Consider the following 22,937-nt stretch of genomic DNA (forward strand, 5'->3'; position numbering starts at 1 on the left):
GGGCATCACGCGTGATCCGGCGGGCATCGGCGTGATGCCCGCTCAATCACGCGTGATGCCCTCCTGATCACGTGTGATGCCCCGTTGCGCACGTCGGCCGTTCGAAAAGAGCCGGTGCTGCGGTAGGCCGGGTGGCTCAGGCCCAGAGCTGCCCGTCGAGCCGCTCGGCGGCCTCGTCGAGCGACCCCGCGTAGGCCCCGGTCGAGAGGTACTTCCACCCGGCGTCGGCGACGACGAACGCCACGTCCGCCGGTTCGCCTCGAGCGGCGGCCTTCTCGGCGACGGCCAGCGCCGCGTGCAGCACCGCGCCCGTCGAGATGCCCGCGAAGATGCCTTCGTGCTCCAGCAGCTCACGCGTGCGCCGCAGCGCGTCGTACGCGCCGACCGAGTACCGGCCGTTGAGCACCGACGCGTCGTACAGCTCCGGGACGAACCCCTCGTCGAGGTTGCGCAGGCCGTACACCAGCTCGCCGTAGCGCGGTTCGGCCGCGATGACCTGGACGTCCGGCTTCGCCTCGTGCAGGTACCGCCCGACGCCGACCAGCGTGCCGGTGGTGCCGAGGCCGCCGACGAAGTGCGTCAGCGTCGGCAGGTCCTTGAGCAGCTCGGGCCCGGTGCCGCGGTAGTGCGCGTCGGCGTTGGCCGGGTTGCCGTACTGGTAGAGCATGACCCACTCGGGGTTCGCTTCGGCCAGCTCCTTCGCCCGCCGGACGGCCTCGTTCGAGCCGCCCGCGGCCGGGGAGAAGACGATCCGCGCGCCGTACGCCTGCAGCAGCTGCTTGCGCTCGGTCGAGGTGTTCTCCGGCATGACGCAGACCAGCCCGTAGCCCTTGAGCTTGGCGGCCATGGCCAGCGAGATGCCGGTGTTGCCGGACGTCGGCTCCAGGATCGTGGAGCCGCGCCGCAGCTTGCCTTCGCGCTCGGCGGCTTCGATCATGGCCAGCGCGGGGCGGTCCTTGATCGAGCCGGTCGGGTTGCGGTCCTCCAGCTTCGCCCAGAGGCGCACGTCGTGCGTGGGCGAGAGCCGGGGCAGCCCGACCAGCGGGGTGCCGCCGAGCGCGTCGAGCAGGGACTCGAAGCGAGCCATCGATCAGCCACCGGCCACGGCGGGCAGGATGGTCAGGGTGTCGCCGTCCTTGACCTCGGCCTCGAGCCCGCCGGCGAAGCGCACGTCCTCGTCGTTGACGTAGACGTTGATGAAGCGGTGCAGCTTCTCCTCCTTCACCAGGCGCGCCTTGAGGCCGGCGTGCCGGGACTCGACGTCGTCGATGACCTCGAGAACGGTCGCGCCCTTCGCCTCGACGGACTTCTCGCCGCCGGTGTGGGTGCGCAGGATCGTCGGGATGGAGACGGTCACGGCCATGGGTTCTTACCTCCGGTGGTTTCCTAGACGCAGACGCCTTCGGCGCGCGGTTTGTTCCGACGGGACTCAGTCGACGATCTCGACCGGCTCCTCGGTGATCTCGGCGTCCACGATCCGGTACGACCGGAACTCGTGCACTTCGGGGTCGCGGGTGGAGACGAGCACGTAGTGCGCGTCCGGCTCGGCCGCGATGTTCGCGTCGGTCCGCGACGGGTAGGCCTCGGTCGCCGTGTGCGAGTGGTAGATCACCACGGGCACCTCGTCGTTCGCGTCCATCTCGCGGTAGAGCTTCAGCAGGTCACCGGAGTCGAACTCGTAGAACGTCGGCGACCGGGCGGCGTTCAGCATGGGGATGAACCGCTCGGGCGAGTCGCTGCCTTCGGGCCCGGCGATCACCCCGCACGCCTCGTCGGGGTGGTCACGGCGGGCGTGGGCGACGATCTCGTCGACGAGTTCACGGCGGATCCGGAGCACACCGACATCTTAGGTGGTGGACACAAGCTGTCCAGATGATGAGATATTGCGCTCACCAGGGCAATCACGAAATGCCGATGCCGCCCGCCCGCTGGCCGAAAGCCTCCGGCCAGACGTCGCGGTAGGCCGACACCCCGCCCGCGGCGGTCGCGGCCAGCAGGCCGTGCACCATCGCCCGCGCGAACACCCGCGCCGCCGCCGAGCACAGGGCGTCCAGTCCGGCTGCGCGCGCCGCCGGGCCGAACGGGCCGCTCGCCTCCGGCAGCTCGCGCGCACCGGTGGCCAGCGCGAAGACCGTGTCGCCGTCGAACATCGTGTGCGCCGGGCGCACGGCCCGTGCCAGCCCGTCCTGCGCCGCGACCGCGATGCGGCGCGCCTCGGCCTTCGACAGGGCCGCGTCGACCGCGACCACGCCGATCGTCGTGTTGAGGTCCGTGGCGCGAGACGGCAGGTCCGCGGGCCGCGAAGGCCAGGTCACGCCGAAGTCGCCGTGGTCGGCCGCGTACGCGCGCCCGGTCGTCAGGTCCACGGCCTCGCCCGCCGCGTTGACCGCCGCGATCGCGCCGACGGTGTACTCGCCGACGACCTCGCTCGCGGACCCGATCCCACCTTTGAGCGAGCCGACGGCCGCCCCCGCGCCCGCCCCGGCCGTGCCCTGCGCGAAAGACTCCGAAGCCGCTTCGCAGGCCGCATAGCCGAAAGACGCGTCGGGCCGGTTGCCCCAGTCACTCCGCGGCAGGTCGAACAACACCGCCGCCGGCACGATCGGCACGACCTCGTGCGGCTGCGTGCCGACCGGAAAGCCCAGGTTGCGCTCGGACAGCCACTTCATCACGCCGTCGGCCGCGGCGAGCCCGTACGCCGAGCCGCCCGACAGGCAAACGGCGTTGACCCGCTGCACCAGGTTCTCCGGCTCCAGCAGGTTCGTCTCGCGCGTGCCGGGCGCGCCGCCGCGCTGGTCGACCGCGCCGACCGCCCCCTCGGGCACCAGGACCACCGTCGTCCCGGTCGCCCAGCCGTCGCCCACCCGCTCGTGGTGCCCGACCAGGACGCCGGGGACGTCGGTGATCATCCCGTCAGCGCCTGGATCAGCGTCTCCTGCACCCAGGTCAGCCAGTGGTAGACGCCCAAGTGCGGCGCCCTCGGGTCGTCCTCGGGCAGCTCGTCGGGCATGTCTTCGGTGACGTCGAGCGCGGTGCCGAGCGCCAGCCGGACGTCGTTGAGCGCGCCGAGCCAAGCGTCGGCCTGCTCTTCGGTCAGGCGGACGTGCCCGCCGTCGCGCGGCAGCGTGTCGAGCACGATCTTGGCCACGCCGACCTTGATGTCCAGCAGCTCCGGCTCGTGCAGCGAGCGCATCGCCGCGGCCGAGTCCAGGTCGTCGCGCGTCGGGTTGTCCGGGTCGAGCTTGTGGAAGTCCGGCAGCAGCCGGGAAAGCACCGGGTCGTCCGGGGACTCGGTGGGCCCGGTCCGGATGCCGGTCAGCTCGGCGAGCTCGTCCTGCGGCGCCTCTTCGGCGCGCGCGGTGAGCATGTCCTCGAGCTGGCTGACCAGTCCGCGCAGCACCGCGGCTTCCTGCTGCTCGAAGCCGGCGTGGATCACCGCGCCCTTGCGCCGCCAACCGTTCACGAGGTCTGCTCCATGGTGGCCCAGAGGCCCGCCGCGTGGAGTTTCGCCACGTCCGTCTCCACCTTCTCCTTGGTGCCGGACGAGACGATCGCCTTGCCCTTGTGGTGCACGTCCAGCATGAGCTTGGTGGCCTGGTCGCGGCCGTACCCGAAGAGCTTCTGGAAGACGTACGTCACGTACGACATGAGGTTGACCGGGTCGTTCCAGACCACGGTCCGCCAGGGTGTGTCCGACTCGGCGACCTCGGCACCGGCCGGCTCGACCTGTGTCTGCTCGGCTGCGACAGGCAAGGACATGCACCCCATGGTGTCACGGCCGTGACGGGGTACGCCGCGCCAGGTCCGGCCATGTGGGTGAATAGGCTGACCCCATGGGTTCACCGGAGCCGGCCACGGCCAGCACTGCGCTGCTCACCGACCACTACGAGCTGACCATGCTGGGCAGCGCGCTCGCCGACGGGACGCACGCGCGGCCCTGCGTGTTCGAGGTGTTCGCCCGGCGCCTGCCGGACGGGCGGCGCTACGGCGTCGTCGCGGGCACCGCCCGGGTGCTCGACGCGATCGCGGACTTCCGCTTCACCGACGCCGAACTGGCGCAGCTGGAGGCCACCGCGGTCGTCGACGACGCGACGCTGTCCTGGCTGGCCGACTACGAGTTCTCGGGCGACGTCGACGGCTACGCCGAGGGCGAGCTGTACTTCCCGGGCTCGCCGATCCTCACCGTCTCCGGCTCGTTCGCCGAGTGCGTGCTGCTGGAGACGCTGGTGCTGTCGATCCTCAACCACGACAGCGCGATCGCGTCCGCCGCGGCCCGGATGTCGGGCGCCGCGCACGGCCGCCCGATCATCGAGATGGGCGGGCGCCGCACGCACGAGTACGCCGCCGTCGCGGCCGCGCGCGCCGCCTACCTGGCCGGGTTCGCGACGACGTCCAACCTCGAGGCCGGCCGCCGCTACGGCATCCCGACCCGCGGTACCGTCGCGCACGCCTTCATGCTGCTGCACGACAGCGAGGAGGCGGCCTTCCGCGCCCAGGTCGAGAAGATGGGCCCGGACACGACGCTGCTGGTCGACACCTACGACATCACCGCCGGCATCGAGACCGCCGTCCGCGTCGCCGGGCCCGAGCTCGGCGCGATCCGGATCGACTCCGGCGACGTCGGCCCGCTCGCCCGCCGCGCCCGCGAGCAGCTGGACTCCCTCGGTGCCAAGGACACCCGGATCGTCGTGTCCGGCGACCTGGACGAGCACGCCATCGCGGCGCTGCGCGCGGAGCCCGTGGACGCGTACGGCGTCGGGACATCGGTGGTCACCGGGTCCGGCGCGCCGACCGCCGGGATGGTCTACAAGCTGGTCGAGGTGGACGGCAAGCCGGTCGCCAAGCGCAGCGCCCACAAGGAGTCGCGCGGCGGGCGGAAGTCCGCGCTGCGGCGCCACCGCGGCACCGGCACGGCGGTCGAAGAGGTCGTCTGGACCACGGCGGGCCAGGCGCCCGAGCCGGACGCCGGTGACCGGCCGCTGCAGATCCCGCTGATCCGTGCTGGCCGCGCGGAGGCGGACCTGCCTACGCTCGACGACGCGAGGCAGCGGCTGCGCCGCGGCCTGGTCAGCCTGCCGTGGGAGGGCCTCAAGCTTTCGCACGGCGAGCCGGCCATCCCGACGCTGTTCTTCTAGGAGGAGCCCGACCATGGGAACCGCGCTGATCGTGGTGGACGTGCAGAACGACTTCTGCGAAGGCGGCTCGCTGGCCGTCGCGGGGGGCGCCGCGGCCGCGGCGACGATCTCCGCGCTGAGCACGTCCGGCGGCTACTCGCACGTGGTGGCCACCCGTGACCACCACATCGACCCGGGCGCCCACTTCAGCGACACCCCGGACTTCAAGGAGAGCTGGCCACCACACTGCGTGGCGGGCACGCCGGGGGCGTCGTTCCACCCGGCTCTCGACGTCGTCCCGATCGTCGAGGTCTTCTCCAAGGGCGAGTACAGCGCGGCCTACTCGGGCTTCGAGGGCGCTTCCCGGGGCGGGCAGTCCCTGGAGTCCTGGCTGCGCGAACACGACGTGACCGACGTCGACGTCGTCGGCATCGCCACGGACTACTGCGTGCGGGCGACGGCGCTGGACGCGGCCCGCGCCGGGTTCGGCGTGCGGGTCCTGCTCGACCACACGGCCGGGATCGCCCAGGCGTCGGTCGACAGCACCTTGCGGGACTTCGCCGAGGCGGGCGTCGCGCACACCGGAACGGCGCACGTCGCGTGAAGGACCTCCAGGCCGCACTGGCCGAACACCGGCTGGTCGCGATCCTGCGCGCGACGGATTCGGCCCGCTTCGCCGACGCCGCGATGGTGCTGCACGCGGCGGGCATCCGGCTGCTCGAAGCCACGCTGACGACGCCGGGCGCGCCCGCGGCGATCACGGCGCTGCGGCTGGCCCTCGGCGACGACGCGCTGATCGGCGCGGGCAGCGTCCGCGAAGCGTCCGATGTGGACATCGCGGTCGACGCGGGCGCGGCGTACCTGATCACACCGACGGTGAACCCGGCGGTGCTGGAGCGCGCGGCGGAGCTGGACACGCCGGTGGTCTGCGGCGCGCTTACGCCCACGGAGATCGACCAGGCCTGGCGCCTCGGCGCCGCGGCGGTGAAGGTGTTCCCGATCGCCGCCGTCGGCGGGGTGGCGTACCTGCGCGCGGTGCGGGCCCCGCTGCCGGACGTCCCGCTGGTCCCGACCGGCGGCGTCCACCTCGCCGACGTCGAGGGCTACCTGCGCTCGGGCGCGATCGCGGTCGCGGCGGCGACCCCGCTGCTGGGCGACGCGCTCTCCTCGGGCGGCAGCCTCCCGGACCTGGCGGCGCGGGCGGGCGAGTTCGTCGCGGCCGCCGCCCGCTTCGCCACCGCCTGAGCCTATTTCTTGCCGAACGGGTCGCAGGCGGCCGTGCCCAGGTAGATGTCGCCGCTCGCCGGGCCGCCCTGCGGGAACAGCTCGATGTGCACGGCGTGCGTCACGAGGCTGCCGTCCGGCGGCTGGGGCGTCACGGTTTCGTTGAGGACCACCGTCGCCAGCGCCGTGCCCGCGGCGCCGCCGGGGATGACGATCCGGTCGTTCGGCGGGATCTGCGCGGGCACCGTGATCCCCTCGACCGTCCCGATCGAGACCTCGCCGCCGCTGCCGGTCGCGCTCGTGGCGCACTTCGCCGAAAAAGTGCGCACGGTGATCACCGGACCGCCGAAGCGCTTGAGCACGGTGGCTTCGAACCGGTGCCCGGAGGCTTCCGCGATCGCCACGGCGTCCGAGCGCCCGCACCCGCTCTCGCCGACGCCGAACTTCGCGATCTGGCCGGTCGCCCCGCCCGCCGTCCGCGCGCTGTAGGGCCCGTCGGCCGTGCATTTCGCCAGTTCACCGGTGACGACGTGCTCGTTGTCGATGGTCACGTCCACCGAGCCGGAAGACGCCCATCCGGTGGACGTCACCGGCGCCGCGGCCCCCAGGAGCGGTGCCGCCAGCGTCGTCACCGCCAGCAACCGGAATGTCCTCTTCCTGGCGTTTCGCATGCCGCGTCCTCCACGGTCGCCGTGACAGTTCGTAGTTACCCACTTCGTCATCGGCAGGCCCGGCGCCGGCCCTGATCGGGTCCACCCGGACGAGTGGCCGGTGAGGAAGGCAACTTCCGGGGTTTTCGACGGGGTAACGAGCGTTAACCTCGATCGTCTGCTCACCCAGGGAGGTTTCGTGTCTTCGCTGTCCATCGCCGGCAAGCGGCCCGTGCTGGCCGACCTCGTCCCCGGCTCGCTCGTCCGGGACATCGCGCTGGTCGCCGGCGGTGCCGTGCTCACCGGCGCCGCCGCGCAGCTGACCATCCCGGTGCCGGGCAGCCCGGTGCCGATGACCGGCCAGACGTTCGCCGCGCTGCTCGTCGGCGCGTCGCTCGGCATGTCGCGCGGTGCCGCGTCGATGCTCGTGTACCTGCTCGTCGGCGCCGTGGGCGTGCCGTGGTTCCAGCACGGCACCGCGGGCCTGTCCGGCGCCAGCGCCGGCTACATCGTCGGGTTCGTCTTCGCCGGCGCGCTGGTCGGCGCGCTCGCCGGCCGCGGCGGCGACCGGACGCCGGTGCGCACCGCGGGCACCATGGTGCTCGGCAACCTCGTGATCTACGCGTTCGGCGTGCCGTGGCTGATGGCGTCGACCGGCTTCGACCTCCCGACCGCGTTCGCCAAGGGCGTCACGCCGTTCCTGGTCGGCGACGCGATCAAGATCGTCGTGGCCGCCGGGCTGCTGCCGCTGACTTGGAAGCTCGTCTCGGGCCGTACGCAGGACTGATGCTCTTCATCGGGCCGGGGGCTCCGGGTGGCGGAGCCCCCGGCCAGGGGCGCAGGTGATCCGGCGCGAGTGGCCCGTTCGCGCCGGATCACCGATCCTGTCGGCGGTGGCGGCTAATGTGTGTCGCTGTGCCCGCCCGAACTGATTTCCCCGGCGTCCTCGAACTCCTCACCCACGCGGTGGAGTCCGTCGGGGGTGCCGAACGCCCAGGGCAGGTCGAGATGGCCCAGGCCGTCGGCCGCGCCATCCGCACCGGCGAGCACCTCGCCGTGCAGGCCGGCACCGGCACCGGCAAGTCGCTGGCCTACCTCGTGCCCGCGATCCGCCACGCCGTGGAGAAAGAGGCCACGGTCGTCGTCTCGACGGCGACGATCGCCCTGCAGCGCCAGCTCGTCGACCGCGACCTCCCGCGCCTCGCGAAGGCGCTGAAGAAGCCTCTCGGCCGTGAACCGACCTTCGCGATCCTCAAGGGCCGTCGCAACTACATGTGCTTGCACCGCCTGGATTCCGGCGCGCCGGACGAGCCGGAGGACGCCCAGCTCTTCGACCCGTTCGCGGTGTCGCGCCTCGGCAAGGAGGTCACGCGGCTGCGGGAGTGGGCCTCGGACACCGAAACCGGCGACCGCGACGAGCTCGTCCCCGGCGTCTCCGACCAGGCGTGGCGCCAGGTGTCGGTGACGGCGAAAGAATGTCTCGGCGCGTCGCGCTGCCCGATCGGCACGGACTGCTTCGCCGAGCGCGCCCGCGCCGAGGCCGGCCGCGCCGACGTCATCATCACCAACCACGCGCTGCTGGCCATCGACGCCCTGCAGGGCTACCAGGTCCTGCCGGACCACGACGTCGTGATCATCGACGAGGCGCACGACCTCGTCGACCGCGTCACCTCGGTCGCCACCGGCGAGCTGACGAGCGCGATGTGCGCGTCCGCGGCCCGCCGCTGCGGCAAGCTGATCGACGCCGACGTCGCCGACGGCCTGCTGGAAGCGGGCGACGGGCTGGCGCTGATCGTCGACGACCTGCCCGCCGGCCGGCTGGACGAGCTGCCGCGGCCGCTGAAAGGCGCGATCCCGGCGGTCCGCGACGCCGCGCACGCGTGCATCACGGCCCTGGGCTCGGACCGCAAGGAGGACGTCGAGGGCGCCACCGCGCGCAAGCTGGCGCGCTCCCTGCTCGACGAGGTGCACGACACCGCGGTCCGGCTGCTGGAGGCGTTCGACGACGACCAGGCGCACCAGCGCGACGTCGTCTGGCTCTCCGGTGACAAGTACGCGTCGAACCCGCGGCCGCCGGCGTTGAAAGTGGCGCCGCTCGGCGTCGCCGGGCTGCTGCGCGAACGCGTCTTCAACCAGCACACGACGATCCTGACGTCGGCGACGCTGACCCTGGGTGGCACGTTCGACACCATGGCGCGCCAGTGGGGGCTCCCGCCCGCCGCGGCCCGCGTCGAGCAGGCGCCGGGCGCAGCGACGGAGAAGGAGGCGCCGTCGGACGAGTCGGGCCCGAAGTGGACCGGCCTCGACGTCGGCTCGCCGTTCGACCACAAGCGCAACGGCATCCTCTACCTGGCCAAGCACCTGCCGCCGCCGGGCCGCGACGGCCTCGCGACGTCCACAATGGACGAACTGGCCGAGCTGATCGAGGCCGCGGGCGGGCGCACGCTGGGCCTGTTCTCCTCGATGCGGGCGGCCAAGCAGGCCGCCGAGGAGATGCGCGAACGGCTCGACTTCCCGATCCTGTGCCAGGGCGAGGACGCGACCTCGCTGCTGGTCCAGAAGTTCTCCGAAGACGTCCGCACGTGCCTGTTCGGCACGCTGTCGCTGTGGCAGGGCGTCGACGTCCCCGGGCCGTCGCTGCAGCTCGTGGTGGTCGACCGGATCCCGTTCCCGCGCCCGGACGACCCGGTGTCCTCGGCCCGCCAGCGCGCGGTGGAAGCCCGCGGCGGCAACGGGTTCCTCACCGTGGCGGCCACGCACGCGGCGCTGCTGCTGGCGCAGGGCACCGGCCGGCTGCACCGGTCGGTCACCGACCGCGGCGTGGTGGCGGTGCTGGATTCACGGCTGGCGAACGCCCGCTACGGCGGTTTCCTGCGGGCGTCCCTGCCGCCGTTCTGGCCGACGATGGACCCGAAGGTGGCGCGCGACGCCCTGCGGCGCCTGGACGCAGCCGCGCCCGCGTGACGCGGTCCACGGCGTCGCCGGGTACGGTGAACCCACCCACGCAGCAAGGGAGCACCGGTTGACCCAGGATTCGTCCAGCGCACAGTCCCGGACCGTCAGTGTCGACGACACCGGCGTGCGGCGGCGGCTCGCGGACGGCAGCGAAGAGGCCGTCACGTGGTCCGAACTGTCGTCGGTGATGGTCAGAGTCATCCCCGACGGCCCCTGGAACGAAGACGTCTTCTTCATGCTGGTGGGCACGGACGGCAAGGGCACGGCGGTCCCGAGCGGCGACCCGGCGGCCGACGCGCTGATCGAGCGCCTGCAGTCCCTGCCGGGCTTCGACAACGAGAAGTTCATCGAAGCCATGACGACGGACGCCGACCAGGCCTACGTCGTCTGGGAATCGACGACGAACTGAGGTGCGCTGTCCGGTCTGCGGCGCGGAAGACGCGCTGAGCCCACTGGGCGAACTCGACCCGACGGAAGGTTACATGCGCGTCCGCTTCAAGCGGCCGGGCTTCCTCGAGCCGCGTCCGACCTTCTTCGTGCGCGAGAGCCGCGTCTGCCGGTCCTGCGGCGCCGTAGTGCCGTTTCTCGGCCAAGACCAGCGGGAGAAGCTCGCCGAGGAGTGGGACACCCTGATCCCGGTTGCTCCCGACGCTAGGCCGGGAACTCCTCCGTCACCGGAATCCCCTTCTTGAGCGTCCGGCTCACCGTGCACAGCCGCTCGATCGCCCGATCCACGGCACCCGCCAGCGCTTCCCGCTGATCCGCCGCCAAAGTCGACACGTCGACGTCGAAAGCGACGTGCACGGCATCCAGCTCCGAAGCACCCTCACGCCGATCCGCCGTCACGGTGACGCGGAACTTCGCGTCTTCGCCCACCCGCCGGGTGATCAGCTCTTCGGCTGTCACCGCGCTGCAGCCCGCGGCCGCGATCTGCAGCAGCTCGGCGGGCGAGAACGCCCCTTCGGCGCCGGTGCGGCCCAGCCGCACCTCCGCGCCCCGCTCGTTGCGCCCGACGAACGCATGCCGGCCTTCGCGCTGAACTTCGAGTCCCATGCCCGCTCCAACCGGGTCAGGAAGCCGGTTGTTCCGGCTCCCACTGGGCAAGAACCGTGAGGGTGCCGGGGTCGACTTCGGTGAACCCGGCGTCCCGCACGGCGACGACGCCGTCGCGCCGCCACGCGCCCTCCGGGTCGTCGCCCGGGTGCAGTTCCTTCCACCGCGCCTCGCTCGCCGTGCGCACGGCGGTCCGGTAGCCCCGCTCCGCCCACGCCGCGCGCTGCCCGTCGTCCAGCAGCGCGGCGAGGATCATCGTGGCGTGCCCGACCTGCGCGGCCGCCTTGCCGACGGTCATCGGCACGTGCGGGTTCAGCAGGAGCAGCGGAACGCCTTCCGGCGGCGGCCCGGGCTCGTCCGGCGGCAGCTCGCTGCCCGAGATCTGCAGCCGCGAGACCTCCTTGGGCGCCTCGGTGACCAAGCCCGGCACGAGGGCGCGCGCCTCGGCGCCGTCGATCTCCACGGTGATGCCCGGCAGGTCCTGGACGGCCGCCCAGTGCGCGCCCCGCGCCCGCCGCGCGACCTTGCGGATCCGGTTGTCGAGCCACGCGTGCATCGGCTCGGCCCACTCGCCGCCGGGCTCGGCGCGCTCGTCGAGGCAGACGGCCAGCGCGGCAGCCGCCGCGGCCTCCAGCAGGGGCGTGCGGCCGGGCGGTTCGGCCCGTTCGATGCGCAGGATCACCGGCATCGCCCGGACTTCCCCGGGAAGCTCGTCGGAGGTGTCCGACGTGTCTTCGGCCGGGAGCCCCAGCCAGTGGGCGTAGCGGGCGCCCAGGGGGTCGAGAACGCTGCTCACGGACGCATCAGCTCGAGCCCGTCGGCGGCGTCGGCGGCCTCGACCTCGCCGCGGGTCAGGCCGAGCACGAACAGCACGGCGTCGAGGTACGGGTGCGAAAGCGCGGTGTCGGCCACCTCGCGCAGCGCGGGCTTGGCGTTGAACGCGACGCCCATGCCCGCCGCCGAGAGCATGTCGATGTCGTTGGCGCCGTCGCCGACCGCGACGCACTGCTCCAGCGGGATGTCGTACTCGCCGGCGAAGCGGCGAAGCACCTTCGCCTTGCCCGCACGGTCGACGACCTCGCCGACGACCCGGCCGGTGAGCTTGCCGTCGACGATCTCCAGCTCGTTCGCCGCCGCGAAGTCGAGGCCGAGCTCCTCCACCAGGCCGCCGATGACCTGCGTGAACCCGCCGGACACCACGCCGGTCTTGAAGCCCATCCGCTTGAGCGTGCGGATCGTCGTGCGGGCGCCCGGGGTCAGCTCGATCGTCGCGGCGACCTCGTCGATGGCCGTCGCGGGCAGGCCCTCCAGCAGCGCGACCCGCCGCTCCAGCGACTCGCTGAAGTTCAGCTCGCCGCGCATCGCCGCCTCGGTGATCTCGCGGATCTCCGGCTCGACGCCGGCGTGCGCGCCCAGCATCTCGATGACCTCGCCCTGGATGAGCGTCGAGTCGACGTCGAAGACGACCAGCCGCTTCGCCCGGCGCGTGATCCCGGCCCGTTCGACGGCGATGTCGACGCCGACCTCGACGGCCGCGTCGGCCAGTTCCGACCGCAGCGCGGCGTCGGCCTCGGGGGTGTCCCGGTCGACCGAGACGTACAGCTCCAGCCCGGTCACGGGGTAGTCGGCGACGCTGCGGATCGCGTCGATGTTGGCGCCGAGCGACGCCAGCCGGCGCGCGACCTCCGAGAAGCCCCGCGCGGTGACCGGGCGGCCGAGCACCACCAGCACGTGCGTCGAGTCGCGGCGGCCCAGCGCGAACGGGTCCTCGCCGATGGCCGAGCCGATCTTGACCTCGACCTCCATGCCGACGGACGCCATCGCCTGCTCGACGTACTCCTGCAGGCCCTCCGGGTCGCGGTACACCCCGGCGAGCACGCCCAGCACGAGCTGCCCGCGGATGACGACCTGCTCGACGTCGAGCACGTCGACGTCGTGGCGGGTCAGCACGGCGAACAGCACGGACGAGACACCCGGCTTGTCGGGGCCGGTCGTCGTGATCAGGACGGGGGTCTGGGTCACTGGTCATCCCTCGTTCGGCAACGCTGCACGATCAGTCTGCCGGTCCGGCCTCGGACATAAATAGAGCGCGTGCCCGGCTTCACAAAAGCCGGGCACGCGCTCACTCGATCAGGTGCTACTTGTCGTCGCCCTGCTCGCTCGCGTTGTCCTTGGAGTGGTCTCCCGGGATCACCGCTTCGGTGAGCAGCTGCGACGGGGTCGCGTGGCTGTTGACCTTCTGCTTCCCGAAGAAGCCGATCTCGCCTTCGTTGTGGATGCGCTCGATCATGTGCGGGTAGTGCAGCTCGAACGCGGGCCGCTCGGAGCGGATCCGGGGCAGCTCGGTGAAGTTGTGCCGCGGCGGCGGCGAGGACGTCGCCCACTCGAGCGAGTTGCCGTAGCCCCACGGGTCGTCCACCGTGACGATCTCGCCGTACCGGTAGCTCTTGAAGACGTTCCAGATGAACGGCAGCGTCGAGGCGCCGAGGATGTACGCGCCGATCGTGGAGATCGTGTTCAGCGTCGTGAAGCCGTCACTGGACAGGTAGTCCGCGTACCGGCGCGGCATGCCCTCGGCACCCAGCCAGTGCTGGACGAGGAACGTGCCGTGGAAGCCGATGAACGTGGTCCAGAAGTGCCACTTGCCGAGCTTCTCGTCCATCATCCGGCCCGTGATCTTCGGGAACCAGAAGTAGATGCCGGCGAAGGTGGCGAACACGATCGTGCCGTAGAGCACGTAGTGGAAGTGCGCGACGACGAAGTAGCTGTCCGACACGTGGAAGTCGATCGCCGGCGCGGCCAGCATGATGCCGGTCAGGCCGCCGAAGAGGAACGTGACGATGAAGCCCATCGAGAAGATCATCGGCGTCTCGAAGGACAGCTGGCCCTTCCACATCGTGCCGATCCAGTTGAAGAACTTGATGCCGGTCGGGACGGCGATCAGGAACGTCATGAAGGAGAAGAACGGCAGCAGCACGGCGCCGGTGGCGTACATGTGGTGCGCCCACACCGCGACCGACAGGGCCGCGATCGCCAGCGTCGCCCAGACCAGGCTCTTGTAGCCGAACAGCGGCTTGCGGCTGAAAACCGGGAAGATCTCCGAGACGATGCCGAAGAACGGTAGCGCGACGATGTACACCTCTGGGTGACCGAAGAACCAGAACAGGTGCTGCCAGAGGATCACCCCGCCGTTTTCGGGGTCGAACACGTGCGCCCCGAGGTGCCGGTCCGCCAGCAGGCCCATCAGGGCCGCGGTCAGGATCGGGAAGGCGAGCAGGATCAGGATCGACGTCACCAGGATGTTCCAGGTGAAGATCGGCATCCGGTACATCGTCATGCCCGGCGCGCGCAGGCAGACCACGGTGGTGACCATGTTGACCGCGCCGAGGATGGTGCCGAGACCGGAGACCACCAGGCCGGAGATCCACAGGTCCGCGCCGACGCCCGGCGAGTGGATCGCGTCCGACAGCGGGGTGTAGGCGAACCAGCCGAAGTCGGCGGCGCCACCCGGGGTCAGGAAGCCGGACAGCACGATCAGGCCGCCGAAGAGGTACAGCCAGTACGAGAACGCGTTCAACCGCGGAAACGCGACGTCCGGCGAGCCGATCTGCAGCGGGAGCACGAAGTTCGCGAAGCCGAAGAGGATCGGGGTCGCGTACAGCAGCAGCATCACCGTGCCGTGCATGGTGAACAGCTGGTTGTACTGCTCCTGCGACAGGAACTGCTGCCCGGGCCGCGCCAGCTCGGTGCGGATGAGCATGGCCATCGCGCCGCCCGCCATGAAAAAGGCGAACGACGTGACCAGGTACATGATCCCGATCTGCTTGTGGTCCGTCGTGCGGAACAACCGCAGCAGGTACGAACCCTTGACCGACTCGCGCGCGGGATACGGGCGCGTCGCGATCGGCTTGGGGGCTACGGCCGTCACTCCTGCCTCCAACACTGAAACCTTGTGGTGGTCATCGTCCGGCCGCCGGGGTCGGGAACACCCGGTCCGACGGCTCACTGGGGATCGTAGCCCTCGCTACCGACAGTCGCGCGCACCGGCTGGCAAGATCGGGCCGTGACCGACGAATACACGCGGACCGCGGTGCGTGCGGCACGGACCGTGGCCGCCCGGCTGGGCCTGCCCGGTCACGAGCCCGAGGTGCTCCACGAGCGCTCGAACGTGCTGGTGAGGCTGGGTCCGCTGGTCGCGCGGGTGCCCGCGACGATCCGGCTCGCCCGGCCCGGCGCGGCCTGGCAGGAACGCGATCTGGCCGTGTCGGGGTTCCTTACGGAACGTGGTGTGCGCGTCGTCTCACCCACCACGGATCCCCCGGCCGGACCGCATTTCGCCGAAGGTCTGCCGGTCACTCTCTGGCACCACACCCCGCACGATCCGGACCACCGGTACGCACCGGACGCCGTCGCGCGCTCACTCGCCGAAGTGCACGCGGCGTTGCGGGAGTACCCGGGCGAACTGCCCCGCCGCGGCCCGCTCGACGACCTCGAGCGCATCTTCGACCGCCACCCCCTCGACCCCCGCCTGCGCGCCGAGGCGGCCCGGCTCGGCGCGCGGCTGCCCGGGGTCGCCGTGCAGCCGCTGCACGGCGACGCGCACCCCGGCAACCTGATCGCCACCCCCGCCGGGCCGTGCTGGCTGGACTTCGAGGACACCTGGTGCGGCCCGCTGGCCTGGGACCTCGCGATCCTCGCCCGGCAAGGGGGCCCCGAGCACCTCGCCGCGTACCCGGGCGAAGTGGACGAAGAGTCCCTTCGCGTATGTACGCGGCTACGGGAGCTGTACTCGGTCGTGTGGCAGCACGTCATCGCCATCCGGTTCCCGCACCGGCTCCCCGGCGCCCGGTCGGCGCTCGCCGCCTACTTCTCGTGAGTCGCGGGGTACCAGGAGAGAATCGCTTCGACGACGCCCGCCGGGTCTTCCAGCGGGGTCAGGTGGCCGACGCCGGGGAGCACCACGAGCGTCGCGCCGTCCAGTGCCTCGACCATCTCGCTCGCCGCCGCCACCGGGGTGATCGGGTCTTCTTCGCCGACGATGACCAGGGCCGGGACCTTCGCGTCGCGCAGGAGGTCGAGGGAGTCCGGCCGGGTCCGCAGCGCCAGCGCCGTCCACGAAATCCCGGCGGGCGGCTGCGACTCGATGATTTCCCGGACCGTCTCGACGACGTCAGGACGGTCCGAACGGGTCCCTTCGGCCAGCAGGTTCGGCAGGTTCGCCTCGGCGAGCCAGCCGGTGATGCCCTCTTCGTCGACGCGCTTCGCGACGTCCAGCCGGCTCTGCGCGGCCTCGGGGGTGTCGGGCGTGGCCTTGGTGTCGACGAGCACCAGCCCGCCGACCCGCTCCGGCGCCAGCCGCAGCACGGCCATCGCGAGGTAGCCGCCCATCGAGCAGCCGCCGAGCACGACGCGGTCCAGGTCCAGGCGGTCGAGCAGGGCGACGACGTCGCGCGCGGCGTCCTCGAGGCTCGGCTCGCGGTCGGACTCCGGCAGCGGCGAGCGGCCGAGCCCGCGCTGGTCCGGCGTGATCACCCGAAGGTGTGAAGACAGGGGTTCGCGCACCGCGTTCCACATGCGGGCGTCCAGGGGAAAGGCGTGGAGGAGGACCAGCGGCAGTTCGGTCATGCGGGCCATTTTGTCGGACCCCCGCGCTAGCTTCGCCGACGTGTTCACCGACATCGAAACCGACCGGCTCCTGCTGCGTCCGCCCCGCGAGGCGGACCGGCAGGCGATGGTCGACATCCACACCGACCCGCGCACCAACCGCTTCCACCCCGACCCGCCCGACGTCCGGCGCGCGTCGGAGATGTTCTCGGAGTGGCTGGCGCACTGGGCCGAGCACGGCTTCGGCTACCCCGCGGTGCTCGAACGCGGCGGCACCGAGGTGATCGGCATGTGCGGCGTGCGGATGCGGGAGTTCCACGGCGAGAAGGTGCTCAACCTCGGCTACCGGTTCCGGCCGTCGGCGTGGGGCAAGGGGTACGCGGTCGAAGCGGGGCTGGCGATCCTGGCGTGGTGCGCCCGGGACCTGCCGGCGCTGCCGGTGCTGGCGAGCATCAGCGTCGCGAACAAGCCGTCGCTGCGGGTGGCCGAGCGGCTCGGCTTCACCGAGTACACGGAGGAGGTCTACGACGGCGCGTTCTCGCGGCACTACCGGCGCTGAGCCGGGCGATCTTTGACAACTCCAGAGTGAATCCTCACCAGCGGCGGCTGGGCCGGCGGCGGGCCCTGGCCTCCCAGCAGGCGCGGTGCCAGTGCCGCCGGTCGGCGACGGACCCGGTCTCGTCGGCGGGCCAGACGACGACGTGCGGCGTGCCCGGCCGGATCTCGTGGTCGCAGCCGGGGCAGCGGTAGACCTTGCCGGCCTGCGAGCCCGGCACGGTCCGCACGAGCCAGTCCCCGTCGCTCCCGGACTCGGCCCGCGCCCAGCCGGTCGCGGCGCCGAGGTCGCGTTCGGGCGGCCCGCCATCCCCACGGCGGCCGGGACGATTACGTCGAGGCACGCCCAAACCGTAACCGCCCCGCACCACCGCGTCGCACCCCGCGTGTCGCCCCCCAATCACGCGTGATGCCTCCCCAATCACACGTGATGCCTTCCTGGACACGAGTGATGCCCGTCCCAGCACGCGTGATGCCCATCGAGACTCAGGCCGCGCGGCCCGCCACCCGGTCGCCCGCCCGCAGCCGGCGCAGGATCCCGTCATGGCCGAGCCCTTCCCAGCCGAGGCGGGCCAGCGTCCGGCCGGTCCGGCGGAAGTCCTCGCCCCCGAGCACGGACATGATCGTGATCGCGGCGTCGACCATCGGCGTGGCGACCCCGGCACCCCGCGCGAGGGCCTGCAGCGGTACGAGCGTCGAGCGGATGTCCTCGGTCAGGAACCGGTGGTCGAGGCTGGTCGGCGCGGCGATGTTTCGGTACGGCTCCACGGTCCGCAACGCGTCGAGCAGCGTCGTGGCCGGGCAGCCGTAGTAGCGGTCGAGGACCTCGGTCATGGGCAGCAACCGGGCGTCGTACGCCCGCGCGACGGCGGCGAACTCGGCTTCGGTGCGCTCCAGCAACGCGACCGTGCGGTGGGAGACGCCTTCGACGTAGAAGAGCAACTCCTCGGCGCGGTCGATGGTGCCGAGGTTGGCCAGCGCGATCGGCACGTGCGCGACCGCGCCGAAGTCGTGCAGGCCGCGCTCGACCGGGTTGCCCGCGACCTCCAGCATCGGGAACCACTCGCGCAGCAGCCCGGCGTGCCGTCCGACGGCGGCCGGGTCGCTGCCGGAGATCAGGTTCCAGCCCTTGGTGCCGAGCACGGTCACGCCACCGGTCCCGGACGGCCGCGCGGCGAACAGCGCGTCGGTCTCGACGACGTCGACCGCCGGGGCCCCGGCGGCGGCGAGCGCGTGCGCGAATTCGACGCTCCCGCACAGCTTTCCGGAGAACAGCACCACCACCTGGCCCGGGCGCAGGTGCGGCGCGAGCCGGACGGCGACCTCCGGGTAAGCGGTGGTCACGGTGGCCACCAGCACCACGGCCCGCCCGGCCAGCGACGCCGGATCCGCGGTCACCTCCCGCAGCGGGAAGCGTCCGTCGAGCACCCCGTGCGCGACGATCTCCCGGCGACGCGCGATCTCCGCCACGGCCCCGAGATCCCGCGTGCAGAGGTGCACGGGCAACCCCCGCGAGGCGAGGTACGCCGAGACGGCCCGGCCCTCACCCCCGGCCCCGACGACGCCGATCCCGTCCAGCCCACTCATTCCGCCCACTCCCGTCACTCGGGTACGCAGTGGACAGGTCGGTGCTCCGGCCGGGAAAGTTCCCGCGGTCACCCCTGGGCGAGCGCCAGCGGCACGAGCTGTTCGGCGGTCGTGAGCGAGCCGTGCTGCCCGACCAGGGACGTCTCGACGGCCTCGGCGAGCCCGCGCACCATCCCGAACCGCCCCCGGGCCGCGGCGACGACGTCGCCGATGCGCGGCCGCACCCGGTCGCTGACGGTGGGCCCGAACCACCCCTCGGCGACGGCCTCCTCGCGCGAGCGCACCCACGCGCGCTCGCCGAGCACCGAACGCCAGGCCGCCAGGACGTCCGCGGCCGCGCCCGGCTCGGTGTACACGTGCCGGGCCCGCACCTCACCGCCGAACGTGCGGACCCCCGAGAGCAGCTCGGGGACGTCTTCGAGGTCCAGCTTGTCCTCGACGGTGACCATCCCGTGGTCGGCCACCACCGCGAGCAGCGCGCCGGCTGGCAGACCGTCCACAAGGGACTCGACGAGCCGGTCGACCTGCCGCAGCTGCATCCGCCACGCGGCCGAACCGGGGCCGTAGACGTGCCCGAGCAGGTCGAGTTCGCTGTGGTAGGCGTAGCAGAACGCCCGGCCTTCGAGCACCGACAACGTCCGCGCGGCGAGGTCGCCGAGCGCGTGCACCCCGGCGTAGCGCGCGCCGCCCTGGGTGGCCAGGGTCAGGGCCGTGTCGCGGAACTTGGCGGAAGACACCACCGCGGCGTCGATGCCCGCCGCGGCGGCGCGCTCGAACGTCGTCTGCAGCGGCTGGACCTCGCGGGGCGGGAGGGCGCCTCGCAGGTCGCTGCCGTCTTCATGGCTGCACCAGCGCAACGCGTTGAGCACGCCCGTGCCGGGCATTTCGAACGTGTAGCCGACCATGCCGTGCTCCCCGGACGCGAGCCCGGTCCCGATCGCCGCCACGCCGGCGGCCGTCGTGGCCGGGAAACCCACGCGCAGCGACTCGCGGGCCAGCTCGGTCAGCACCGGCGCGTCCGCGGCGTGCTCGGCGAGGAGCTCCCAGCCGAGCCCGTCGACGAGCAGCACGCCGGCACTGCGCGCTTCCGGCAGCGTCAGCGTGTTCGCGCACCCCGGCACGCCCAGCGCGGCGAGGAGGGAGGGGACGACCTGGCCGAGGTGCGGGACATCGGCGAGTGAAGGCGGCAGCACGCGCCCAGCTTCCCATCCACCCGGCCGTCCGGCGATAATCGCGGCATGCCGACCTACGCCTACCGCTGCCGCGAGTGCACCGAGACGTTCGAACTCCTGCGCCCGATGAGCGAATCCAGTGCGCCGGCGGCCTGCCCGGAGGGCCACCGCGACACCGTCAAGCTGCTCACCACGGTCGCCTTGACCGGGGCCGCGAGCGGACCCGCGGTCCCGGCCGGTGGCGGCGGTGGCTGCTGTGGCGGCGGCTGTTGCGGCTAAAGGGCCTTCAGCGCCTGCTCGAGGTCGGCCCAAAGGTCCTCGACGTCCTCGAGCCCGGCGGAGAGCCGGATCAGCTGGTCGGACACGCCCGCGTCGTGGCGGTCGCCGGCGTCGACGATCCGGTGGCTGATCGACCCCGGGTGCTGGATCAGCGTGTCGACGCTGCCGAGGCTGACGGCCGGCGTGATCAGCCGGACCGCGCCGATCAGGGCGTGCGGGTCGCCGTCGACCTCGAAGGCCACCAGCGGCCCGCCGAGGCGCGGGTAGTGGACGGCCGTCACCGACGGGTGGTCCGCGAGCCGTGAAGCCAGCGTCGAGGCGGTCGCCGACGCGGCGTTGACACGCAGCGGCAGCGTGGAAAGCCCGCGCAGCAACAGGTATCCGGCGAGCGGGTGCAGGACGCCGCCGGTGGCGAAGCGGATCTGGCGCAGCCGGGCGGCTTCCTCGGCGTCACAGGCGACGATCCCGCCCATGACGTCGCCGTGGCCGCCGAGGAACTTCGTCGCGCTGTGCAGCACGATCCGCGCGCCGTGGCGGCCCGGGCGCTGGAGCACCGGCGTCGCGAACGTGTTGTCCACGGCCAGGGGCACGTCACCGCACGCCCGGGCCAGCTCGGCGACGTCGACCTCGGCGAGGGTCGGGTTGGCCGGCGTCTCGACGAACACCAGCCCGGTGTCGGGCCGCAGGGCGGCGGCGGCGGCGTCCGGCGCGGCCCAGGTGACCTCGGTGCCGAGCAGCCCCGACTCGAGCAGGTGGTCGCTGCACCCGTAGAGCGGGCGGACCGCGACGACGTGCCGTTTCCCTTGCGCCACCGCGGAAAGCAGGCACGCCGAGACGGCGGCCATGCCACTGGCGAACGCGACGCCGTGCTCGAACCCTTCGAGCTCGGCGAGCGCCCGTTCGAACCGCTCGACGGTCGGGTTGCCCACCCGGCCGTAGATCGGCGGGCCGTCGAGCTCGCCGCCGGCGGCGAAGTCGTCGATCCGGGCGGCTTCGGCGGCGCTGTCGCGAGAGGGGTAGGTCGTCGACAGGTCGAGCGGCGCGGCGTGCACGCCGAGGTCCGTGAGGTCGTCACGGCCGGCGTGGACGGCGCGGGTGCGCAGCGAGGAAGTCATACCCGGCATCGTCGAGCTTTCGCCGGATCGGGGGCAACAGTCTCGGATATCATTCGGCGATGCCCGATTCCGTCGAACTGAGTCCGGTCGATCTCGAGATTCTGCGCCTGCTGCAGAACGATGCCCGGATCACGAACAAGGACCTGGCCGCCGCGGTCGGCCTGGCGCCTTCGACGTGCCTGGACCGCGTCGCCCGGCTGCGGGACACGGGCGTGATCACCGGGCAGCACGCGTCCGTCGACGCGGCGAAGCTGGGGCGGCCACTGGAGGCGTTCCTGTTCGTCCAGGTCCGCCCGCACCGGCGGCCACTGGTCGACCCGTTCGTCGAGCACCTGCTGTCCCTGCCGGAAGTGCGCGCGGTCTACCACCTGACCGGGCCGGACGACTTCCTCGCGCACGTCGCGACCAGCTCGGCCGGCGAGCTGCAGCGGCTGGTCCTCGACGAGCTCACCGCGCGGGACGAAGTCGCCCGCGTGCACACGAACCTCGTCTTCCAGCACTGGAGCGGCGGTCCACTGCTCCCGCCGGCCTGATCTCCCGGCCTGATCTCCCGGCCTGATCTCCCAGCCTGATGTCACAGCGTCGCGAGCCAGCGGTGGGTCTCGCGCACGGAGGTCAACCGGACGACGGCAGGCCCCGGCGGTTCGGCGGCCCAGGCCCGGATCGTCGCCCGCTTCCGTGCGAACGACGTGAAGTGCCAGCGGATGATCGAGTCCGCGGAGAACATCTGGCGGAACGACTCCACGTTGCCGTTGCAGATGCGCTCACGCGTCAGCGAGCGCACGGCCGTCCGGCGGACCAGGCGGCCCAGCGAAAGCCAGCGCGGGTAGTCGAGGCCCACGATCAGCTGCGCGCGGGGCAGGACGACGTCCCGCCACCGGGTGTACGCGGCGTCGAGGACCCAGCGATCCCCCGCGCAGACCTCGGCGATGCGGCGGCGCTGCTCCTCGTCGGGCACCTGGACCCAGCCCGGCAGCCAGGTGAGGTCGTCGGCCGAGACGTACGGCAGGCCGGTGTGCCGGGCGATGCGGGCGGCGAGCGTCGACTTGCCCGAGCCCGTCACGCCGTAGACGACGATGCGGTCAGGCGTCGAGGTCACGGGCGGGCTCCCGCGGTCCGCGGTAGGGCAGGGTCTGGCTGTAGACGACGTTGGTGGTCGTGCTGCCGAACTGGGCCAGCTCGTCCATGGTGCGCTCGAGGTGCGCCATCGACGCGGCGGCGACCTTGAGCGTGTAGCAGTCGTCGCCGGTGGTGCGCAGGCATTCCAGGACCTCGAGGCGCTCGCCCAGCAGCTTGTGCAGCGCCTCGTGCCGGCTGCCGGGGTACTTGAGCCGGACGACGGCGAGCACCGGGTAGCCGACCTTGCCGAGGTCGACGTCCGCGCGGTAGCCGGTGATCACGCCCGTGGCCTCGAGCCGCCGGAGCCGTTCGGTGGCCGCGGACGCGCTGAGGTTCACGCGGCGGCCCAGCTCGGTGAGCGGCAGCCGGGCGTCCTGCTGGAGCTCGACGAGGATGGCCCAGTCCGTCGGGTCGAGGCTCTCGGTCATTCGGCGAATATACCGCGAGATCCACGGCTCCAGCGCCCGAACGCCGTGATCATTCCCTTCCGATCACGGCTTTGACCTCGAT

At 72.2% G+C, this 22,937-nt stretch carries 28 protein-coding genes; 10 read left to right on the forward strand and 18 right to left on the reverse strand.

Features of this window, described 5'->3' with window-relative positions; genetic code table 11:
• Positions 1–136: 136 nt before the first annotated feature.
• The 6 genes from ACYVLJ_RS00275 to clpS form a co-directional block, all read right to left on the reverse strand.
• On the reverse strand, positions 137–1,087 hold the full coding sequence (locus ACYVLJ_RS00275) for a PLP-dependent cysteine synthase family protein (RefSeq protein ID WP_460437368.1): 951 nt from the start codon (positions 1,085–1,087) through the stop codon (positions 137–139).
• Between the two features lie 3 nt (positions 1,088–1,090).
• Complete coding sequence (locus tag ACYVLJ_RS00280; protein WP_176175260.1) at positions 1,091–1,363, reverse strand: MoaD/ThiS family protein; 273 nt, start codon at positions 1,361–1,363, stop codon at positions 1,091–1,093.
• 66 nt (positions 1,364–1,429) lie between these two features.
• The gene (locus tag ACYVLJ_RS00285) at positions 1,430–1,837 is read right to left on the reverse strand and encodes a M67 family metallopeptidase (RefSeq protein WP_400894106.1); all 408 of its coding nucleotides are present in this window, start codon (positions 1,835–1,837) and stop codon (positions 1,430–1,432) included.
• Between the two features lie 64 nt (positions 1,838–1,901).
• A complete protein-coding gene (locus ACYVLJ_RS00290) occupies positions 1,902–2,909 on the reverse strand; it encodes a P1 family peptidase (protein ID WP_460437369.1) in 1,008 nt (335 codons plus the stop codon).
• On the reverse strand, positions 2,906–3,463 hold the full coding sequence (locus ACYVLJ_RS00295) for a DUF2017 domain-containing protein (RefSeq protein ID WP_451967662.1): 558 nt from the start codon (positions 3,461–3,463) through the stop codon (positions 2,906–2,908). Before ACYVLJ_RS00295 ends, ACYVLJ_RS00290 begins: the two co-directional genes overlap by 4 nt.
• Positions 3,460–3,759, reverse strand: coding sequence for an ATP-dependent Clp protease adapter ClpS (gene clpS / locus ACYVLJ_RS00300; protein ID WP_451967664.1), 300 nt, complete (start codon positions 3,757–3,759; stop codon positions 3,460–3,462). Before clpS ends, ACYVLJ_RS00295 begins: the two co-directional genes overlap by 4 nt.
• Before the next feature lie 74 nt (positions 3,760–3,833).
• Between clpS and ACYVLJ_RS00305 the strand changes: the two genes are divergently transcribed.
• Genes ACYVLJ_RS00305 through ACYVLJ_RS00315 form a run of 3 tightly spaced genes read left to right on the forward strand, consistent with a single transcriptional unit; the run spans position 3,834 to position 6,359 of the window.
• Positions 3,834–5,135: a nicotinate phosphoribosyltransferase gene (locus ACYVLJ_RS00305; protein ID WP_451967666.1), complete on the forward strand. Its 1,302-nt coding sequence runs from the start codon at positions 3,834–3,836 to the stop codon at positions 5,133–5,135.
• A 13-nt stretch (positions 5,136–5,148) separates the two neighbouring features.
• Entirely contained in the window at positions 5,149–5,718 is a 570-nt protein-coding gene (locus ACYVLJ_RS00310) for a cysteine hydrolase family protein (protein ID WP_460437370.1), read from the forward strand.
• Entirely contained in the window at positions 5,715–6,359 is a 645-nt protein-coding gene (locus ACYVLJ_RS00315; protein ID WP_451967669.1) for a bifunctional 4-hydroxy-2-oxoglutarate aldolase/2-dehydro-3-deoxy-phosphogluconate aldolase, read from the forward strand. Before ACYVLJ_RS00310 ends, ACYVLJ_RS00315 begins: the two co-directional genes overlap by 4 nt.
• Before the next feature lie 2 nt (positions 6,360–6,361).
• Here ACYVLJ_RS00315 and ACYVLJ_RS00320 read toward each other — a convergent pair whose 3' ends face one another.
• The gene (locus ACYVLJ_RS00320) at positions 6,362–6,979 is read right to left on the reverse strand and encodes a choice-of-anchor P family protein (protein ID WP_460437988.1); all 618 of its coding nucleotides are present in this window, start codon (positions 6,977–6,979) and stop codon (positions 6,362–6,364) included.
• 208 nt (positions 6,980–7,187) lie between these two features.
• Between ACYVLJ_RS00320 and ACYVLJ_RS00325 the strand changes: the two genes are divergently transcribed.
• The 3 genes from ACYVLJ_RS00325 (at position 7,188) to ACYVLJ_RS00335 (ending at position 10,352) form a co-directional block, all read left to right on the forward strand.
• Positions 7,188–7,775: a biotin transporter BioY gene (locus ACYVLJ_RS00325; RefSeq protein ID WP_460437371.1), complete on the forward strand. Its 588-nt coding sequence runs from the start codon at positions 7,188–7,190 to the stop codon at positions 7,773–7,775.
• A 128-nt stretch (positions 7,776–7,903) separates the two neighbouring features.
• Complete coding sequence (locus tag ACYVLJ_RS00330; RefSeq protein WP_451967673.1) at positions 7,904–9,952, forward strand: ATP-dependent DNA helicase; 2,049 nt, start codon at positions 7,904–7,906, stop codon at positions 9,950–9,952.
• Positions 9,953–10,010: 58 nt separating this feature from the next.
• A complete protein-coding gene (locus ACYVLJ_RS00335; RefSeq protein WP_451967675.1) occupies positions 10,011–10,352 on the forward strand; it encodes a hypothetical protein in 342 nt (113 codons plus the stop codon).
• 242 nt (positions 10,353–10,594) lie between these two features.
• On the opposite strand, the gene ACYVLJ_RS00340 is transcribed toward ACYVLJ_RS00335, so the two are convergent.
• The 4 genes from ACYVLJ_RS00340 to ctaD form a co-directional block, all read right to left on the reverse strand.
• Positions 10,595–10,996 carry an OsmC family protein gene (locus ACYVLJ_RS00340; RefSeq protein ID WP_451967677.1) on the reverse strand — a complete coding sequence of 134 codons (402 nt, stop codon included), beginning with the start codon at positions 10,994–10,996 and terminating at the stop codon, positions 10,595–10,597.
• 16 nt (positions 10,997–11,012) lie between these two features.
• Positions 11,013–11,792, reverse strand: a complete 780-nt coding sequence (locus ACYVLJ_RS00345; RefSeq protein WP_460437372.1) for an aminoacyl-tRNA hydrolase — start codon at positions 11,790–11,792, stop codon at positions 11,013–11,015.
• A complete protein-coding gene (serB, locus tag ACYVLJ_RS00350; protein ID WP_451967681.1) occupies positions 11,789–13,018 on the reverse strand; it encodes a phosphoserine phosphatase SerB in 1,230 nt (409 codons plus the stop codon). The genes ACYVLJ_RS00345 and serB overlap by 4 nt, the downstream gene beginning before the upstream one ends.
• A 115-nt stretch (positions 13,019–13,133) precedes the next feature.
• Positions 13,134–14,924: an aa3-type cytochrome oxidase subunit I gene (ctaD, locus tag ACYVLJ_RS00355; protein ID WP_451967683.1), complete on the reverse strand. Its 1,791-nt coding sequence runs from the start codon at positions 14,922–14,924 to the stop codon at positions 13,134–13,136.
• A 135-nt stretch (positions 14,925–15,059) separates the two neighbouring features.
• Here ctaD and ACYVLJ_RS00360 point away from each other — a divergent pair, with 135 nt between their 5' ends.
• A complete protein-coding gene (locus tag ACYVLJ_RS00360; RefSeq protein ID WP_460437373.1) occupies positions 15,060–15,872 on the forward strand; it encodes a phosphotransferase family protein in 813 nt (270 codons plus the stop codon).
• Here the strand turns inward: ACYVLJ_RS00360 and ACYVLJ_RS00365 are convergent.
• Entirely contained in the window at positions 15,860–16,621 is a 762-nt protein-coding gene (locus tag ACYVLJ_RS00365; RefSeq protein WP_451967687.1) for an alpha/beta fold hydrolase, read from the reverse strand. The two genes, ACYVLJ_RS00360 and ACYVLJ_RS00365, sit on opposite strands and share 13 nt — an antisense overlap.
• On the opposite strand from ACYVLJ_RS00365, the gene ACYVLJ_RS00370 reads away from it, so the two are divergent.
• Positions 16,620–17,159, forward strand: a complete 540-nt coding sequence (locus tag ACYVLJ_RS00370) for a GNAT family N-acetyltransferase (RefSeq protein ID WP_460437374.1) — start codon at positions 16,620–16,622, stop codon at positions 17,157–17,159. The two genes, ACYVLJ_RS00365 and ACYVLJ_RS00370, sit on opposite strands and share 2 nt — an antisense overlap.
• 34 nt (positions 17,160–17,193) lie before the next feature.
• On the opposite strand, the gene ACYVLJ_RS00375 is transcribed toward ACYVLJ_RS00370, so the two are convergent.
• The 3 genes from ACYVLJ_RS00375 to ACYVLJ_RS00385 form a co-directional block, all read right to left on the reverse strand.
• Positions 17,194–17,499, reverse strand: a complete 306-nt coding sequence (locus tag ACYVLJ_RS00375; RefSeq protein WP_451967691.1) for a hypothetical protein — start codon at positions 17,497–17,499, stop codon at positions 17,194–17,196.
• Positions 17,500–17,641: 142 nt separating this feature from the next.
• Entirely contained in the window at positions 17,642–18,742 is a 1,101-nt protein-coding gene (locus ACYVLJ_RS00380; protein ID WP_460437375.1) for an NAD/NADP octopine/nopaline dehydrogenase family protein, read from the reverse strand.
• A 68-nt stretch (positions 18,743–18,810) separates the two neighbouring features.
• Positions 18,811–19,935: an alkaline phosphatase family protein gene (locus ACYVLJ_RS00385; protein ID WP_460437376.1), complete on the reverse strand. Its 1,125-nt coding sequence runs from the start codon at positions 19,933–19,935 to the stop codon at positions 18,811–18,813.
• A gap of 45 nt (positions 19,936–19,980) precedes the next feature.
• Between ACYVLJ_RS00385 and ACYVLJ_RS00390 the strand changes: the two genes are divergently transcribed.
• Positions 19,981–20,193, forward strand: a complete 213-nt coding sequence (locus ACYVLJ_RS00390; RefSeq protein ID WP_451967696.1) for an FmdB family zinc ribbon protein — start codon at positions 19,981–19,983, stop codon at positions 20,191–20,193.
• Here the strand turns inward: ACYVLJ_RS00390 and ACYVLJ_RS00395 are convergent.
• Entirely contained in the window at positions 20,190–21,308 is a 1,119-nt protein-coding gene (locus ACYVLJ_RS00395) for a trans-sulfuration enzyme family protein (protein WP_460437377.1), read from the reverse strand. The genes ACYVLJ_RS00390 and ACYVLJ_RS00395 overlap by 4 nt on opposite strands.
• 59 nt (positions 21,309–21,367) lie before the next feature.
• On the opposite strand from ACYVLJ_RS00395, the gene ACYVLJ_RS00400 reads away from it, so the two are divergent.
• Positions 21,368–21,841, forward strand: a complete 474-nt coding sequence (locus ACYVLJ_RS00400) for an Lrp/AsnC family transcriptional regulator (RefSeq protein ID WP_451967698.1) — start codon at positions 21,368–21,370, stop codon at positions 21,839–21,841.
• A gap of 41 nt (positions 21,842–21,882) precedes the next feature.
• Here ACYVLJ_RS00400 and ACYVLJ_RS00405 read toward each other — a convergent pair whose 3' ends face one another.
• Positions 21,883–22,407 carry a P-loop NTPase family protein gene (locus ACYVLJ_RS00405; RefSeq protein WP_460437378.1) on the reverse strand — a complete coding sequence of 175 codons (525 nt, stop codon included), beginning with the start codon at positions 22,405–22,407 and terminating at the stop codon, positions 21,883–21,885.
• The gene (locus ACYVLJ_RS00410) at positions 22,391–22,855 is read right to left on the reverse strand and encodes an Lrp/AsnC family transcriptional regulator (RefSeq protein WP_451967700.1); all 465 of its coding nucleotides are present in this window, start codon (positions 22,853–22,855) and stop codon (positions 22,391–22,393) included. The genes ACYVLJ_RS00405 and ACYVLJ_RS00410 overlap by 17 nt, the downstream gene beginning before the upstream one ends.
• Positions 22,856–22,937 lie beyond the last annotated feature (82 nt).

It is taken from the genome of Amycolatopsis stemonae, assembly GCF_054781455.1.

Coding starts and splice junctions, on each gene's coding strand:
- ACYVLJ_RS00275 (WP_460437368.1), bottom strand. CDS start 1,087: ATGGCTCGCTTCGAGTCCCTGCTCGACGCGCTCGGCGGCACCCCGCTG.
- ACYVLJ_RS00280 (WP_176175260.1), bottom strand. CDS start 1,363: ATGGCCGTGACCGTCTCCATCCCGACGATCCTGCGCACCCACACCGGC.
- ACYVLJ_RS00290 (WP_460437369.1), bottom strand. CDS start 2,909: ATGATCACCGACGTCCCCGGCGTCCTGGTCGGGCACCACGAGCGGGTG.
- clpS (WP_451967664.1), bottom strand. CDS start 3,759: ATGTCCTTGCCTGTCGCAGCCGAGCAGACACAGGTCGAGCCGGCCGGT.
- ACYVLJ_RS00305 (WP_451967666.1), top strand. CDS start 3,834: ATGGGTTCACCGGAGCCGGCCACGGCCAGCACTGCGCTGCTCACCGAC.
- ACYVLJ_RS00310 (WP_460437370.1), top strand. CDS start 5,149: ATGGGAACCGCGCTGATCGTGGTGGACGTGCAGAACGACTTCTGCGAA.
- ACYVLJ_RS00340 (WP_451967677.1), bottom strand. CDS start 10,996: ATGGGACTCGAAGTTCAGCGCGAAGGCCGGCATGCGTTCGTCGGGCGC.
- ACYVLJ_RS00370 (WP_460437374.1), top strand. CDS start 16,620: ATGCGGGCCATTTTGTCGGACCCCCGCGCTAGCTTCGCCGACGTGTTC.
- ACYVLJ_RS00365 (WP_451967687.1), bottom strand. CDS start 16,621: ATGACCGAACTGCCGCTGGTCCTCCTCCACGCCTTTCCCCTGGACGCC.
- ACYVLJ_RS00380 (WP_460437375.1), bottom strand. CDS start 18,742: ATGAGTGGGCTGGACGGGATCGGCGTCGTCGGGGCCGGGGGTGAGGGC.
- ACYVLJ_RS00390 (WP_451967696.1), top strand. CDS start 19,981: ATGCCGACCTACGCCTACCGCTGCCGCGAGTGCACCGAGACGTTCGAA.
- ACYVLJ_RS00395 (WP_460437377.1), bottom strand. CDS start 21,308: ATGACTTCCTCGCTGCGCACCCGCGCCGTCCACGCCGGCCGTGACGAC.
- ACYVLJ_RS00400 (WP_451967698.1), top strand. CDS start 21,368: ATGCCCGATTCCGTCGAACTGAGTCCGGTCGATCTCGAGATTCTGCGC.
- ACYVLJ_RS00410 (WP_451967700.1), bottom strand. CDS start 22,855: ATGACCGAGAGCCTCGACCCGACGGACTGGGCCATCCTCGTCGAGCTC.